Below are 13,472 nucleotides of genomic sequence, written 5' to 3' on the forward strand. Positions count from 1 at the left end.
GTGTCAGTTGCGTGAAATGCCGCCACGACGGAGGCTGTCGAGATAGTCATCAAAGTTTTTGGTATGGTTGCCCCGGCTTAGGTCGCGGATATCTCCGCCAAGACTGCTTTTGGCTGAGCCAAGAATGTCGGAGTTGTTCGCATAAGCGTCTTGGGCTGAGCCGATGCCAGACTGGATTGCACCGGTTGCCTTATCCGCAAACGCCAGCGCAGCTTTTGCTCCGGGAGGCGCAAACTTCTTGCCCAATGTGGCGGCAGCACCGAGCGCGGCACCGGCCATAGTTGCGGCTGCAGTGTTGGTGAATTGCGATTCAGCTATAGAATTGGCGACAGCAGTCGCTTCGGTGACAAAGACAGTTCCCATCACGCCAAGAACAACTGCAAGGAAGCCCGAGCTGGTGAAGAAGGTTCCACCACTCATTTTGGCGGCGGAGAAGGTATCTCCTGAGGAGAGCAAGGCAACTGCACATAGACAGATACCTACTGCCATGGTTGCTCCATAAAGGACCATAGCCGCTGCAATCAGTGATTTGATTCCCTGCCAGACCATCCCTTTGCTCCATTGGAATCCCACTCCCAACAGTATCCAGGGGGCAAGCCCGGCAATTACGCCAACACGGAAAAGCGTGACTGTAACTTGAGCAAAATACACGACGACCAGAAGCATCCACGGAATGACGATCAGGACAGCCGTGAGTGGGCCGGTCATGTTGCCAACCGAAAACGATTTCCAGAGTTCCCAAGCTACATCAAGGACTTTGAAGAACCCTTGTTCTGCCACATATATTAACGCGGCCGCTTTTGTGTACTTGCCCGGCACATCAATGAGAGAAGATTTGTCGTTTATATTTTGAGCGGCAACTAGCACTGTTTTTGCCGCTGCATTCATGGTTTCGGTCGCAATCATATAAAAACCCATGACAAGACCGGCTTTGTTTCCAGCAAGTAGTGCTCCTGCCAGAATTACGAAGAAAAGTTCTCTACCTATGCTTGCAAGATCTGTTTGACCTAGTAGAATCTTTAGACCTGAAACACACAGCCAGAGGCAGGTTACAGCGATGAAAACATCGATCATGCCGTCCAAAAGTACGGTGGACAGCGAACCAAAGAATTTCTCGGAAAGACCGATGAAGGTTTGCGCGACAGTACAGGTCGCACAGTCTATTGTTTCAGCGTTTTCCATGATGCTGATCCTTTTGGTGAGCTTGCCCGCTTTGGGTGAAACCCCTGGGCTGTATGAAATTGCCAAAGAACCTGTTCGGACGGCCTTCTTCGATGTTGATAGGGCGAGAAACTTCTGGGAGGAGGACCGCACGTTTCTCCAGCTGGAGAAGGCGTATGAACGATGTGTAGATAACCAAGCGTTCGATTACTGGAACCGTGTCTGGCTTGATACAGAAAGAGGAGGAGGGGATGGCGGATACGGAAATAAAACGCGCGACTTTATTCGCCGTGTTTGGAATCCAATTAATGGAGCCGGTGACCGAAAACTTCGCAGTCAATATGAAGCTGAGTATGAAGCAAACCGTGCCCAATTCACTCTTGACTATATTCTTGGCAGATATGGCACTGAGGGAATGGAATTGGTCAATTCCGACCTTGACACCATCAAATACTGCCATGATTTGTCGAGGGCTTACGAAAAATGGCGCTTTGAATATGCATCCACGGCAATGGGTGGACAGTTCTCTATGATGCCCAGGACTGACTGGATTCGCGTTCCTTACAACGAATGGGACAACGCTATATGTGAAAGCCTTCAGAAAAAAGTTGGGCGTGACGATGTGGTTCTTCTCTCCAACACTTGTGAACTTCCTGATTGGCGATCTCCGGAAGAAGTGGCGAATTACGACACGGCACTGTTGAACAACGTGATCCGTCAGCAAAATGAAGCGAAGAAGAACGCCAAATCCCGCACTCAAAGCCGTCAGGTGATCGAGGCCTATCTGAGCGATCACGGGGATACGCTTAGTGATGCAGACCGTAAGGCCCTGGAGACGATGCTCAAACAACTGAACTGAAGGTGTGGTGAGGGCGATCATTGGTTGCCCCCATTTTCTGCTGTCTCTTCTTCTCCTAAATCCACTCCACCCAGAGCTTCCTCAATTGTTGCTTCAGGCGGCATAAGTTTGAGCAGGGTTGCCGCCTGAATACGGATCAACTGTGCTCTTTGTTGTTGGGATTGAATCTCCTGCCTGTCCTGATGAAGAATAGCTTTGATCAAGACGAGCATTAGGGCTTTCAGATCTTCGGCGGCATCTGCCTCTGCTTCGAGTTCATCCGCTGTTTGCTGGTTTTCGTCCACCTGATCAATAATCTGATCCGACTGAGACAACCCTGTATTGATCGCGTCCTTAACCACTGCATTTTGCCTGGCAAGAACCTGCTGCCGGGCAAGGTCTCTTGCCTTTCGGAACGCAAAATCTGCTTCAGGGGAGCTGTCAGGATTTTGCCAATCTGGACCGTTGCCCGCACCTCCCCAACTGCCACCATCAGGGTTCGACCAGTCTTCAGGTGCTGTTCCTTCATTGAACTTCCAGCTTTCCGGGTCGTTGGGATCGAACCACAACATTTCCTGATAGAAGGCACGACGAGCACAAATGCTTTCCCAGTCCAGATCATCGAGATCGATGCTCGGCAGAAGTCGCGAGAGATCGGGTAAAAGGCAACGAGCGTCTTTGTTAATCGCCTGGACCATCTTCGCCATATTGACGATGGGCATGGTAATTTTACCCATTTTCCCAATGGCGTTGATCTGATCTTGCGCAGCCTTGCTGATTTTCCCAAGGATTTGGGTTTGCTCCATCAATTGATCGAGCTGCTTTTGCAGACTGTTAAATTGCTCTGTGAGCTTTACAAAAGAGGTCGCGTCAAAGACTGGATAAGTGGCGTATGCAAATGAAGGCGTCATGATCAACATGCCAGCGATGATCATGCCCTTAAGCCGCGCTCGCGTTACAGGTGGCTTTGCCATGTCGCCCCCCATTTTTGTTTGAGACTTTCAAGGACCGCATTGGCGGCCGGGCCGCTGCGATAGAAGCGTGCGGGTTCACCAAGAGGAGTCAGGTCCACGTCCAGAATCAGACTTTCTTCATAACCTGTGGTCTCATCACGTTTGACGATCAGGACACGGCGGTCCTTTTTCTTGCGACTGCGTGTTTTGCCTTGAATGAACAGCTTTTGTTCTTCGTTCAAATTGAACGGAATGAGACTTTTCTCGGTGACTTTGGAGTTTGGGAAGAAAATGAAGGTCGCAGTATTCTCAATGATCGCCTCATACCCTTCGCTGTCCGTGAGGGCGGCTGGATCCTGGAAGATCATCCCGACAATGCCGCCAAGCTTTCGATACTCGCGATACATGACGTCGCTGAGATCCCGGAAGCCTTTGTTCTGGCGCAGTCTTGCCGCTTCTTCGAGAACGATGGCAAACCCGCCATCTACTTCCCCATTGGTTGCAGCCATCTGCACAGCAGAGTGATAAATCGCCTCGGAAATGTGAGCGACAATCGGTGCGCCCAGTGTCGGGTCTTTCAATGCTTGATTCATATTGATCCCGACATTGAAAGACTGATCAAGCATCCCAGAAAGGCTATCGTGCGGAGCATTGAAGATGTGGCTGCGGATGCCTTTGTTGCCTTTCTCATCGACAACCCATTGCGCAAATGCATCTCGTAGAGATGATCGACGCGCAAAGGCATAAGGATAGATGGCGTTCAATGTCCGCTCCGGCGGATCAATAAGAAAGGCGGTCTCGACAGCGAGATCAATCGCCTTCCTGTCTTCGCGATCTTCTATCCCTCCGGCGAGGGAATACAGGATGTGCCTAATGCGTTCGCGGTTTTCAGGGGTGTCCTCACCGACATCCAGGGCATTGAGTGCCAGGCTGTCAAAACCTTGATAGAGACCTCCCATGGCTTCCACCATGAAGCGTGACCCTTCTTGGGAATCAAACAGATATGAACGCACTTTGGGAAATTTGGCCAAGCCACTGAGAAGATGCATGATCAGGGTGGACTTGCCACTTCCGGCCGGAGCAAATACGAGGAAGTTTGCCAGCGTCAGAGGTTTGTTTACGACATGAAACTGAAATGAATAGCTCTGCCCTGAAGGTGTCGAGAAAAGTCGCACAGGTGCCGGGCCGAGCGGGCTCTCTGGCATACCGTTAGGTGTGTGGGGCAAAGCCCAGATGGCTGCAATATTCTGATCGCGCAGGTCAAGGCTGGCCATCATCCGGCTTCCGGGGGGCATCATCCCGCCTTTGAGCGGCTTGGGCATCCGGTTGAACCAACAGGCAGGCGCACCTTTTGTCTGGATTGAGTAACCGATCCTCCTGTCAGCAAGAATAACTGTGATTTCGCGGATAAGTTCGTTAAGTGCTTCTTCAGATGCTGCACGCGGAATAATGCAAAACTGAGTTGCAAACAGTGCCGTGGCATTTTCTTTTAAAAGCGACAGTAGTGCAGATGTTTCTTTTGCGCCGGCCGGGTTGCCAAAGATCCGTCCATTCTCTGATATCAGACGCCGTTCGAAGAATAGTGTTGCCTGATCGCGGCCCCACGGTTCACATACCTGACTGACTTCAATGTCGCCTTCCAGTGCAAGAATCTCGCCAAGGAACAAGGCATTCAAAATTTCTGGCCAGTGCGTGATAGTGATGATTTTCTGCAGTTTACGATCAGGGACATGTGTGCCGATCTGGCCTGTCAGTTTATCAAAACTGATATCTGACGCTGGCAAGCGTCCGGAAATGTTGTGGCTGGCAACGGACAGGTCGCGGCGATATTCACCACATACCAGACCATTCAGGAATCCTGTGAGGTAGCATGGTTCATCTGGATATTCTGCAATCCGGACTGGAGTAACATTATATGTTGCCAACAATGCCTGAATCTTGTCGTCGGCCTCGGACAGGGCTTGCATGTCCGTTGCCGACAGCATCAGATACCAATCAATGAAGTAACTCGATTTGTGTCGCTCAGCTTCGGCGTCGCCGATCTCCTGAAGAACCGAATTGGGCCATTCTCCATGACTTCCAATTGAACGCTGACGTTTGACACCGCTGAAACGAACAGCGACCCCCAGCTTTGCCAGATCCTGCAGAAGATTACCGCGCCCCAGAAGGAGATTGTTCTGTTCGGTCTCAACGCGAGCATCATAGCTCGTTCCAGGTAGTGACCAGACACGGAATAATGAACCGTCTTTATTACGACCTGTAACACCATCATTATGATCAATGCTGTCAAATTCCAGCTCGTCCTGGAGCCAGTCGTTGTTAAGATCACCGAGTAACAGTTTGCGGGTGGCTGGTAGAGCTAGACCACCTGCCATCGCAGAGACACCTAGAGTAGAAATCACTTCTGGCCAGATCATTGATGACCTCCACCTGCGCTTAGCACAGATACTTTGTGTCGTCGCTTGAACCAGAACTTCGGCGCAAGGATCAATTCTTTGTCGAAGAAGGGGTTAGCCCGAAATCTGCGCATGAGGAAAACCCATGTGATGATCAGTCCGGCCAAGGGTGCCGGGATCAGCAAAACCACTGTTTGCAAGGCAAGTGGAATAATCAGAGCAACCAGAGCCCCTATTGCCGAAAACGCAATGAGGTTCATAGGAAGACCTGCCAGGGTCATCTGATGCTGGACATGAACCTGCACGACACTTGCCGCCTTCATTCGCTCTTCCTTATCAACTGTTGATAAAGTTCAGGAGCGCGGGGCCGATAAACGGTGCAGCCACAGCGACAACACCACCGACCACTCGGGTTAATGCCTGCATAGGATCAAGTTTGCCGTTGATCGCGCCGACAATCCCCCATGCGCAAAGACCGATCCCAAGCACGACAGCGCCAATCGTTACCAAACCATCCAGAATCCCGGTCAGGCCATCTACGAGGTAGCCGGACCAGGATGTATCGCCGTCGCCTGATGTGTCCCCAAGATCAACTTGGGCCATGACCGGATGAGCGATCATGGTCATTGAAATAAATGCAGATAAGGTCAGAGTGTTGAGGTCAATTTTCTTCATGTTTTCCTCTATGGGATAAAGGTGAAAGCTATCTGGTTACTGAGAACAGGAGGCCGATACTGAAGAACACAGCCAGCAAGTTCACGGCCGTTAAGATTCCTAGGTAAAACATATATTTGCGAATGTTTGCCGAGGCTCTGTCAGCCTGTCGGGAGGCCTCATTCATCGCCTCTATGCGTTCGCGTACGACATCGCCGATTGCTTCATTTTTGAAGGTTTCAATCGCACCTTTGACATCACATGTGAAATGACTGATCGACTGGTTGATGGCCTCGATGAAGTGCTTTCGCTGCCTGTCATAGTGGCGTTCTTGTTGAGCAAGAGCGACCCGGTGCATTGTAAAGACTAAAAGTATCGGATCGTCTTCTCCGACAGTTACTCCATGCTGCTTCCATAAAAATGTGCGCAGTTCATCGATTGTCTCAATGCTGTTTGGAAATGGCGGGGTTTCATCAAGTGCAGACATCAGAGCATCGCCTCTTCCATGATGTTGAAAAGGGTGCCCCAAGTTGTCTTGAGACGCTGACGGGCCATAATGTTGAAGGTTTCGGATGCGATCGCTTCATCAAAAGTCAGGCGGGCTGCCATCATCGCCTTGATATCCTCGCCAAAAGTTGATTGGCGCACAGGCGGGATCTGGATCAGGCTGTATATTCGATCTTTATGGTTTTTGTAGATTTTGAAATCTTCAAACCCTTTGGGCGCAGAACCGGGATCGCGATGTTCAATCTGGCCAGAATACGGATTAAGCCAGACAATGGCAGGAATGTCTGGGATCGAGCGTAATACCCGATCAAGTCCCGTGATAGTGTCCATCATCGGCTGACCGCCCGTGATGACCGACTGTAGACGGACTGAATGACCGGCATCCGTCAGCATTTCCAGCACCTGAGATTCGACGAGATAGGACAAAAGTGGCAGAAACGAACTCGAACCGTTATCGATGACGGCAACGCCATCTTTGGGCAGAGCAACCAGATCTTCGATCAATGTATCGAAATAACGCGGATTGACTTCATCATCGCGATCCGCAAGCTTCGTGATCTTGACTGGCAGTTTCTCAAAACCGGCAAGGGTCTGGTTAACCGGGTCGGTGTCAAACCCCTGAACCGGCACACCGCGCTGAAGGTAATATTGCAATAGCAGCGTATTGACGAAGGACTTACCGACGCCGCCTTTGCCTTGCAGAGTGATGTTAATTAACGCCATCAGCGATAACTCCGTCTGAAATGATGATTTTGATACCGAGCGAACTGGCGAGTTTGAAAAGCTTTGCACCTTCAAGATCCCCGGTACCGTTTTCGAAATTGCGATAAGTTCTTTCAGACACACCAATAAGGCTGGCGGTCTTTAATTGAGACAGGCCAAGCGCTTTGCGCTGTTCGTGCATACGACGGTGAAAAACGAGATAATCAGATTGCCAGTTCATTCGACCTCCATTGGTCGAACCGGCTTACTGAGGGTGTCGGGCTGATCAAGCGGTAGCGGGAGATCAAACTCTTCAATCTCTCCCAATGCCGGAGCGAAAATCCGGGGGGCTCCCAATATATCTGGGGAGGTTCCTCAGCAAGGAATAGCACGACCAACAAATGGCCGAATAGCACACCAAGAAAACTTCCAAGAATGCCGCCGAGACATATTGCCAGAAGTGTAGCCAGAGTTTCTTTGCCCGCAAGCAAGCTCGGAATGTTATTTACTGAACCGGATTTCTCAGTCTTGCCAGACGATAACTCTAGCAAGTGAATATCATCGACCGGGCCAGTTTCAATGCGACGGGGAACAAGGTGAATGTTCTCTTGGGCGAGAACGTCCAGAACCAGATCCAAAACTGCAACAGCGTAACCATCAGATACGAAATTTTCGGTAATATCGTCCCATTTATTAGGGCAGGCCGGATATTTTGATACGACCTCTGCTTTAGCAATCACACGCGCCAGGCGAAGCTTCGAACGGGTATCAAGCGGATAACCTTTCGAAACTTGGGCAAATTTAAAGTCGATATATGGAAGTTCCTTGGCCAGAGCTGACAAGCGTAGGTACCAGTCGCGACGGTTCACCTCCTTAAAGATGAAAGCTGTTGTCGCAGGTGCCGTGATGTCAATTTCTGACGGCTTTTCGCAATCCATACTGTATCCCCACAAACTGACACTGACTTGGCCAGCAACACCGGCCCCTACCCGAAAAGCCCGACCCGATAATCTTCAAAAAAATCGGGTAACGGGCGTAGGTGTTGGGGCATTTACATCCACCAGACCGGAACCAAAATCCGGCGGTGATCGATATGACGCGTGGGCGGATCGTTGCCGCAGGAGGTAACCTTTCTGGTCATTGCTCGGCCTCAAATAAGTTCACCTGCTTCCCTTCCTTCGGCGATTTTTCCGGCAATGCGTTCTTCATTGCTCAAGCCGTCACGAGGCGATGCTTTCGTATCGGGTGAAGGTCGCCGTTGCTGATCATCTGCAACAGAAGGTGCCTGGGGTGATTTTTGTGTCGAAGGAATTGATGAGGATGACGCATTCGAGATGGCGGGTGTTCGCAATCGGCGGCACCATCGGTAAAAAGTTATGCGTGACATGGAAATGCGCTGACTGGTGCTCAGATCATCATAGATGGCACCAACCGATTGGCCTGCTTCCAGAGCGGCTGTTATCTCTGGTTTTAACGCCAGAACCTGTATTCTTGCCTGTCCCCAAGCGGCTTGCATAGACTTCCCCATCATACATCGTTCGGTCATTAACGACTTGACAAGGAAGAGAAAGATATGATCCCAATCTATCACGGGTATGCGATCTTCTGGCTCTAATGAGCTAAAATATGCAAATCCCGTGGAAGTGAATCAAACATCGGCGATTGCCCCCGCAACCAATCTTTCCGATCCGTCGAGTTTTGAGATATAGACTCGACGGATTCGCGAAACAAGAGAAAAAGTTCGGGGACACTCCTCAAAAAGAGGAGGCGGCAGTTCCGAGTTTTAGTTTTTCCTGACTTTTCAAGAATTTAGGCAACAAAAAACCCGCTGTTGGCGCAGCGGGTTCTTGAGAAGGCTTAAACTGCCTCAGCATCGAAATCTGAGTACCAGTTTAGGTAACGGGATCGCTTTGTCAAGTGCAAATGCGAGAGCAAAACTCCGCCGATACCAAACATGACATCCCTTCATACATACGCCGAAATCCGCAAGGGTGCCGTAGCGTCCGCACCCGTCGGAACATCTGCCGTTGCCCGCTGGCAATGGGTGCAGAACGAGATCTTCGATCACGACGATCTTAGCACTTCGGAGATCTGCGTTGCCGTGGTTCTGGCATCGCACGTCAATGACCGAACCCAGGACTGCTTCCCCAGAATTGAAACCATCGCCTGCGAAGCCGGGTTGTCAGAGCGCAAGGTGCGACAGGCTCTTAAACGTCTTGAACAGCTTGGTCTGATCCGGCGTCTGGTACGGAGTGCCGGACGGCTGCGCAATCGCAACGCCTATCAGTTGGTCGGGCTGGGAGCTAAACCGGCATCTGGTTCCCTCAAACCGGCACCTGATTCCGGTGTTAAACCGGCATGTGGTGCCGGTTCCAATATGAACACGGATAAAGAGGGTAACACGGATGAGAAGGAACAGGCCCACGCCACAAGCGGCACGGGGGCCGTCATCCTGCCTTCCGTCGATGATCAATGCTTGATCCTGGCAAGAGAGTGGCAGCGCCTTTGTGCCGATCCCTGGACGCTGGCCAATGCCTGTTTGCGCGTGAATGAGGCCATTGACCGTGTCGGGTTTGATGCCGTTCAGCAGGCTTTGGAAGAGGTTAAACGACGGGGAAAAAGGCCATCACGGCTTGGTGTGCTGGATATTCTTGATGGGTTGGTTGCGGAATGCTCCGCGCAGGAAAAGGCAGATGCCATTCCTGATCCCTGCGATCCCTCCGATCCGCAAGTATGGCAAGAGATAAGCCAGGTTGTTGCTCAGATTGACATTCCCGGTTGTCGCAATCCGCGTCTTTGGCTGTCGCAGATCCGCGCGGTTGTTAATGGCAGCACAATCGACTTAAAAGCCCGGAGCCGCTGCGTTCAGGACATGGTGCGCCATCATTTGATGCCGGTCATAGAAACCGTTGCTGGACGCCGGGGATTGCTGATCGGAGATGTGTCATGCGTGAGCTGATGGTGTCCTCTGATCATATTTCCGTGTCGTTTGAAGTGCGGCTTGAGGTGTTTCGTCATCAGGTGGCTGGCTTGTCTCGCATTCGACGCTGGAACGGTGCCTGTGATGTGACCGTCGCCCAGCATTGCGTGCAGGCTTGCGATCTGGCGTCCCCGGAGGCTGCCGGTTATGCCCTGATTCACGACATCGAAGAGTTTGATACCGGCGATATCACGACCCCGGTCAAGAATACCATGCGTGCGCTAGGCGTCTGGCAGCGGTTTGAAGTCGAGATTGTCCTGCCGATCCGGCGACGGTTCACGTTGTTGGCTGGTCTGGAATGGCCTTGGCCGGAAAGTGTAATCGAAGAAGTTCACGAGATCGACCAGAGGCTCAAGGCAACCGAGTATCGCGATTGTGTCGACTTGTCGCTGGTAAGGTTATCCGCCAGGGATCTTTCCGAACCCTATCCGGATTACATGTTGCCTTGGAGTGCGACCAAGGCTGAAAATGTCTTTATGAAACGGCTGCATGCCGTTCTGCCAAGTATGGCAATGTGTGATGCGGGTGAACTGCGAGCTCGCCCATTGGCAGGAGAGAATTGATCTTGCCAGGGCCTGATCTTGAGGAAATGGCGGCAACGGATCGATAAGTGCGATATTGCGTTTTTTCAACACGTATCAATGCTGTATAAGAATCCATGTCTTACAAACATGCAGACGAAGTGCAGCAAGGAAATCTCATGCCGGAAATCACATTTGAGCAGGTGACGAATGCCAGAGGGGCGGACAGCCGCAAGCTCTGGCTGGAGTTTGAGAAGCAGCTTGCCAATGACGATGGTCGGGCAGCAAAAGCCCATCTCGAAGCTGGACGACCGGTATTCTATTGTGATCCGGCACATGAAGGCAGTATTGTCCGGAAATGGCCCGATGGCCGTTGCGAACTCGTGTCTGTCAATGATGATGGCACTGTTGAAGTGCTTCGCGCCATCTGATGGCTCAGCTTTGGATTGTTGCTGGTCCGAACGGTGCGGGCAAAAGTACGCTGGTCGAGCGATATAACCCGGCAGAACCGCAATCCTTGCCGGTGGTTAATCCGGATAATATTCATAAACTTTATCCAGAGCGTGGCAGGGTTTATGCGGGCCGTGAAGCTATTTTGCAGCAGGAAAACCACCTTTCTTCTGGCACCTCTTTCATCATAGAGACGACCCTTTCCGGGCAGCGTGAGCTGCAACTGGTCAAGGCGGCGAGATCGAAAGGCTATGGCATAAATTTTGTTTATGTCGGATTGCCTGATCCGTCGCTGTCAATTGCCAGGATCGCTCAGCGCGTCGCAGCCGGAGGGCATCATGTGCCCTCTGAGGATGTAAAACGTCGTTATCCGCGAAGCCTTACAAGGCTTGCCGAGTTTATCGGAGTGGCGGATCGGGTTTATATCTTTGATAATTCGAGCGAGCGCAGCAGATTGCTTTTGTGTCGGGTAAAAGGGCGTACACGTAAGGTTGCAAGCCAATTACCGTCCTGGCTCAAGACAGCTGTTCCGCGTGCTTTTCAGAAAATCGACCGGGGAATGTCCATGTGAAGAACCGGCAGAATTTTGCCGGTATAGTCTTGATACAGTCAGGACGAAACTCGTTTGTCGGCTGCGATGATCGCAGGAAAGTCGAACGTCACTTCACAGCTCCGCTCCCAGCATTCCTCTGCCTCATTCCAGATGGCGTGAATGATCAGTCTGTCGATGATCTGGCGCAGCGGGACGACGGCTTCCGGATCGCGTGACCAGGTTTGCAGCTTTGCGACCAACTTGTTGTGGCGAGTGACAATGCGGTCGATGCTTTTGGGTAGTGTTGTTTCGGCCAGTTCCCGCTCACATCGGGAGATGTCTAGTTTCAGACGGTGAATCTGTTCCGACTTGTCGTCAAAAAATGCCCGGATTTCGTGAGACCTGGCATCGGGGCCCAAGGCATCGATGACCTTGTTCAGACCGGTGCGGACTGCCTCAAGTTCCTTATTCAGTTGCTTGATCTCGCGTTCAAGTTCTGAGCGTTTCTTTGCCATTTCCGCGCTGTCGAAATGTGCCATAATCATATTGCGATCAAGTGTGCTGATGGCGTCAATCACGAACGCGATAACCTCGTCATAGTTGAGGCTTCGGTTGGGGCAACCTTTCTTTTTGCAAGAGTAATGTCGTGCATAGGTGGCAACAATCGGCTCACCATGCTTGCCGCAATAGAGCTTGCCACCAAAGACCGCATTGGCGCGTTTGCTGGTGATGGCCTGATTGCGTCGCCATTCCCGCGATCGATTGATCGCCCGTTCGCGCTTTTCGTCGGCGGTCGTGACTTTCGGCGTCAGCTTGCGTTCGCGTTGCCTGGTCGAACGTGCATCAAGGGCCCGCTGTACCTTGGCAAACAGGTTTTCATCGACAATGGCCAGTTCCGGGATCGGCACTGTTACCCATTCGCTTTCCGGACGCATCACCGAGAGCCGTTTGCCGGTTTCCGGGTGTTTGCGATACTGCATCTTGTTGAACGTTATGGTGCCATTATACAGCGTCTGACGCAGCAGACCGGTCTGGCGGACAAAAGAACCGACAAGTGTTGTTGGGGCCCATTTGCCGCCGTTTGGTGCTTCGATACCGCGTCGATTGAGGTCTTCACAGATATGTTTGAGTTTCTGGCCCGAAGCATAGGCTGCGAAGATATCGCGTATGATTGCAGCTTGCCGCTGATTGATGGTTCTTTTACCGCGTATTGGTTCACCTGATTCATCAAGCGCGTGGACCAGATCATAGCCATAGAGTTTGCCACCCGGTACGCCACCACGAAGGACAGCGGCAACAACGCCTCTGTGGGTCTTGTCGGCAAGATCCTTGAGGTAAAGTGCATTCACCGTGCTCTTGAAGCCGATATGAAGCTCGTTGATGAGCCCATCAGCGACAGTTTCCACCGGGACACCGAGGAAGATCATTTTCTTGAAGAAATTGGCCGTATCGGCCTGATCACGACTGATGCGGCTTAAATCTTCTGCGATGACAACATCGAATCGACCGTCAAGCGCACCGATCAACAAGGCATTAATGCCGGGCCGATTTTCGATGTGCGCTCCGGACAGGGCTTCGTCGCGATAGACCTCAACGACATCATATCCCTTGATACGGCAGAATTCCTGACAGCGACGGATTTGATCTTCTGAGCTCGTTCCTTGTTTGTCAGTCGAGTGACGAGCGTAAATTCCAGCTCTCAAGGAAGCCTCGTATTCTGGTTATGTTCTTGTGATGGATGAAGAGATGGGAGCAGCGTTGGAGATACGCAGAAGGGG

The 13,472-nt window shown here is 51.5% G+C and carries 16 protein-coding genes; 5 read left to right on the plus strand and 11 right to left on the minus strand.

The genetic code is table 11. The annotated features are described in order from the left end of the window. Nucleotides 1-3: 3 nt before the first annotated feature. Complete coding sequence (locus tag TH30_RS04530) at nt 4-1,182, minus strand: hypothetical protein (RefSeq protein WP_063089304.1); 1,179 nt, start codon at nt 1,180-1,182, stop codon at nt 4-6. Between TH30_RS04530 and TH30_RS04535 the strand changes: the two genes are divergently transcribed. Further along, complete coding sequence (locus TH30_RS04535) at nt 1,181-2,020, plus strand: hypothetical protein (protein ID WP_063089303.1); 840 nt, start codon at nt 1,181-1,183, stop codon at nt 2,018-2,020. The genes TH30_RS04530 and TH30_RS04535 overlap by 2 nt on opposite strands. A 17-nt stretch (nt 2,021-2,037) precedes the next feature. Here the strand turns inward: TH30_RS04535 and TH30_RS04540 are convergent, their stop codons facing one another. The 9 genes from TH30_RS04540 to TH30_RS21960 form a co-directional block, all read right to left on the minus strand. Continuing rightward, on the minus strand, nt 2,038-2,973 hold the full coding sequence (locus TH30_RS04540; RefSeq protein WP_143588749.1) for a hypothetical protein: 936 nt from the start codon (nt 2,971-2,973) through the stop codon (nt 2,038-2,040). Then, entirely contained in the window at nt 2,955-5,369 is a 2,415-nt protein-coding gene (locus TH30_RS04545; protein WP_083952854.1) for a VirB4 family type IV secretion system protein, read from the minus strand. The genes TH30_RS04540 and TH30_RS04545 overlap by 19 nt, the downstream gene beginning before the upstream one ends. After that, entirely contained in the window at nt 5,366-5,671 is a 306-nt protein-coding gene (locus tag TH30_RS04550) for a hypothetical protein (protein ID WP_063089300.1), read from the minus strand. The genes TH30_RS04545 and TH30_RS04550 overlap by 4 nt, the downstream gene beginning before the upstream one ends. A 13-nt stretch (nt 5,672-5,684) precedes the next feature. Beyond that, a complete protein-coding gene (locus TH30_RS04555) occupies nt 5,685-6,023 on the minus strand; it encodes a hypothetical protein (protein ID WP_063089299.1) in 339 nt (112 codons plus the stop codon). A gap of 28 nt (nt 6,024-6,051) precedes the next feature. Further along, nucleotides 6,052-6,489, minus strand: a complete 438-nt coding sequence (locus tag TH30_RS04560) for a hypothetical protein (RefSeq protein ID WP_063089298.1) — start codon at nt 6,487-6,489, stop codon at nt 6,052-6,054. Next, on the minus strand, nt 6,489-7,232 hold the full coding sequence (locus TH30_RS04565; RefSeq protein WP_063089297.1) for a nucleotide-binding protein: 744 nt from the start codon (nt 7,230-7,232) through the stop codon (nt 6,489-6,491). The genes TH30_RS04560 and TH30_RS04565 overlap by 1 nt, the downstream gene beginning before the upstream one ends. After that, entirely contained in the window at nt 7,219-7,452 is a 234-nt protein-coding gene (locus tag TH30_RS04570) for a helix-turn-helix domain-containing protein (protein WP_063089296.1), read from the minus strand. The genes TH30_RS04565 and TH30_RS04570 overlap by 14 nt, the downstream gene beginning before the upstream one ends. Beyond that, complete coding sequence (locus TH30_RS04575) at nt 7,436-8,149, minus strand: hypothetical protein (protein ID WP_063089295.1); 714 nt, start codon at nt 8,147-8,149, stop codon at nt 7,436-7,438. The genes TH30_RS04570 and TH30_RS04575 overlap by 17 nt, the downstream gene beginning before the upstream one ends. A 212-nt stretch (nt 8,150-8,361) precedes the next feature. After that, on the minus strand, nt 8,362-8,727 hold the full coding sequence (locus TH30_RS21960) for a hypothetical protein (RefSeq protein WP_143588750.1): 366 nt from the start codon (nt 8,725-8,727) through the stop codon (nt 8,362-8,364). A 438-nt stretch (nt 8,728-9,165) separates the two neighbouring features. Between TH30_RS21960 and TH30_RS04580 the strand changes: the two genes are divergently transcribed. From TH30_RS04580 to TH30_RS04595, 4 genes are all read left to right on the plus strand, one after another. Then, the gene (locus tag TH30_RS04580; protein ID WP_114096917.1) at nt 9,166-10,170 is read left to right on the plus strand and encodes a helix-turn-helix domain-containing protein; all 1,005 of its coding nucleotides are present in this window, start codon (nt 9,166-9,168) and stop codon (nt 10,168-10,170) included. Then, complete coding sequence (locus TH30_RS04585; protein ID WP_114096918.1) at nt 10,158-10,754, plus strand: hypothetical protein; 597 nt, start codon at nt 10,158-10,160, stop codon at nt 10,752-10,754. Before TH30_RS04580 ends, TH30_RS04585 begins: the two co-directional genes overlap by 13 nt. A gap of 137 nt (nt 10,755-10,891) precedes the next feature. Beyond that, nucleotides 10,892-11,143 (plus strand): hypothetical protein, encoded by a 252-nt coding sequence (locus tag TH30_RS04590; RefSeq protein ID WP_114097180.1) that lies wholly within the window; start codon nt 10,892-10,894, stop codon nt 11,141-11,143. Further along, on the plus strand, nt 11,143-11,733 hold the full coding sequence (locus TH30_RS04595; RefSeq protein ID WP_220150271.1) for an ATPase: 591 nt from the start codon (nt 11,143-11,145) through the stop codon (nt 11,731-11,733). The genes TH30_RS04590 and TH30_RS04595 overlap by 1 nt, the downstream gene beginning before the upstream one ends. Before the next feature lie 38 nt (nt 11,734-11,771). On the opposite strand, the gene TH30_RS04600 is transcribed toward TH30_RS04595, so the two are convergent. Continuing rightward, nucleotides 11,772-13,397, minus strand: coding sequence for a recombinase family protein (locus TH30_RS04600; protein ID WP_114096920.1), 1,626 nt, complete (start codon nt 13,395-13,397; stop codon nt 11,772-11,774). Nucleotides 13,398-13,472: the final 75 nt, after the last annotated feature.

Source organism: Thalassospira profundimaris, from assembly GCF_003326795.1.
Classification (GTDB): Bacteria; Pseudomonadota; Alphaproteobacteria; order Rhodospirillales; family Thalassospiraceae; genus Thalassospira; species Thalassospira profundimaris_C.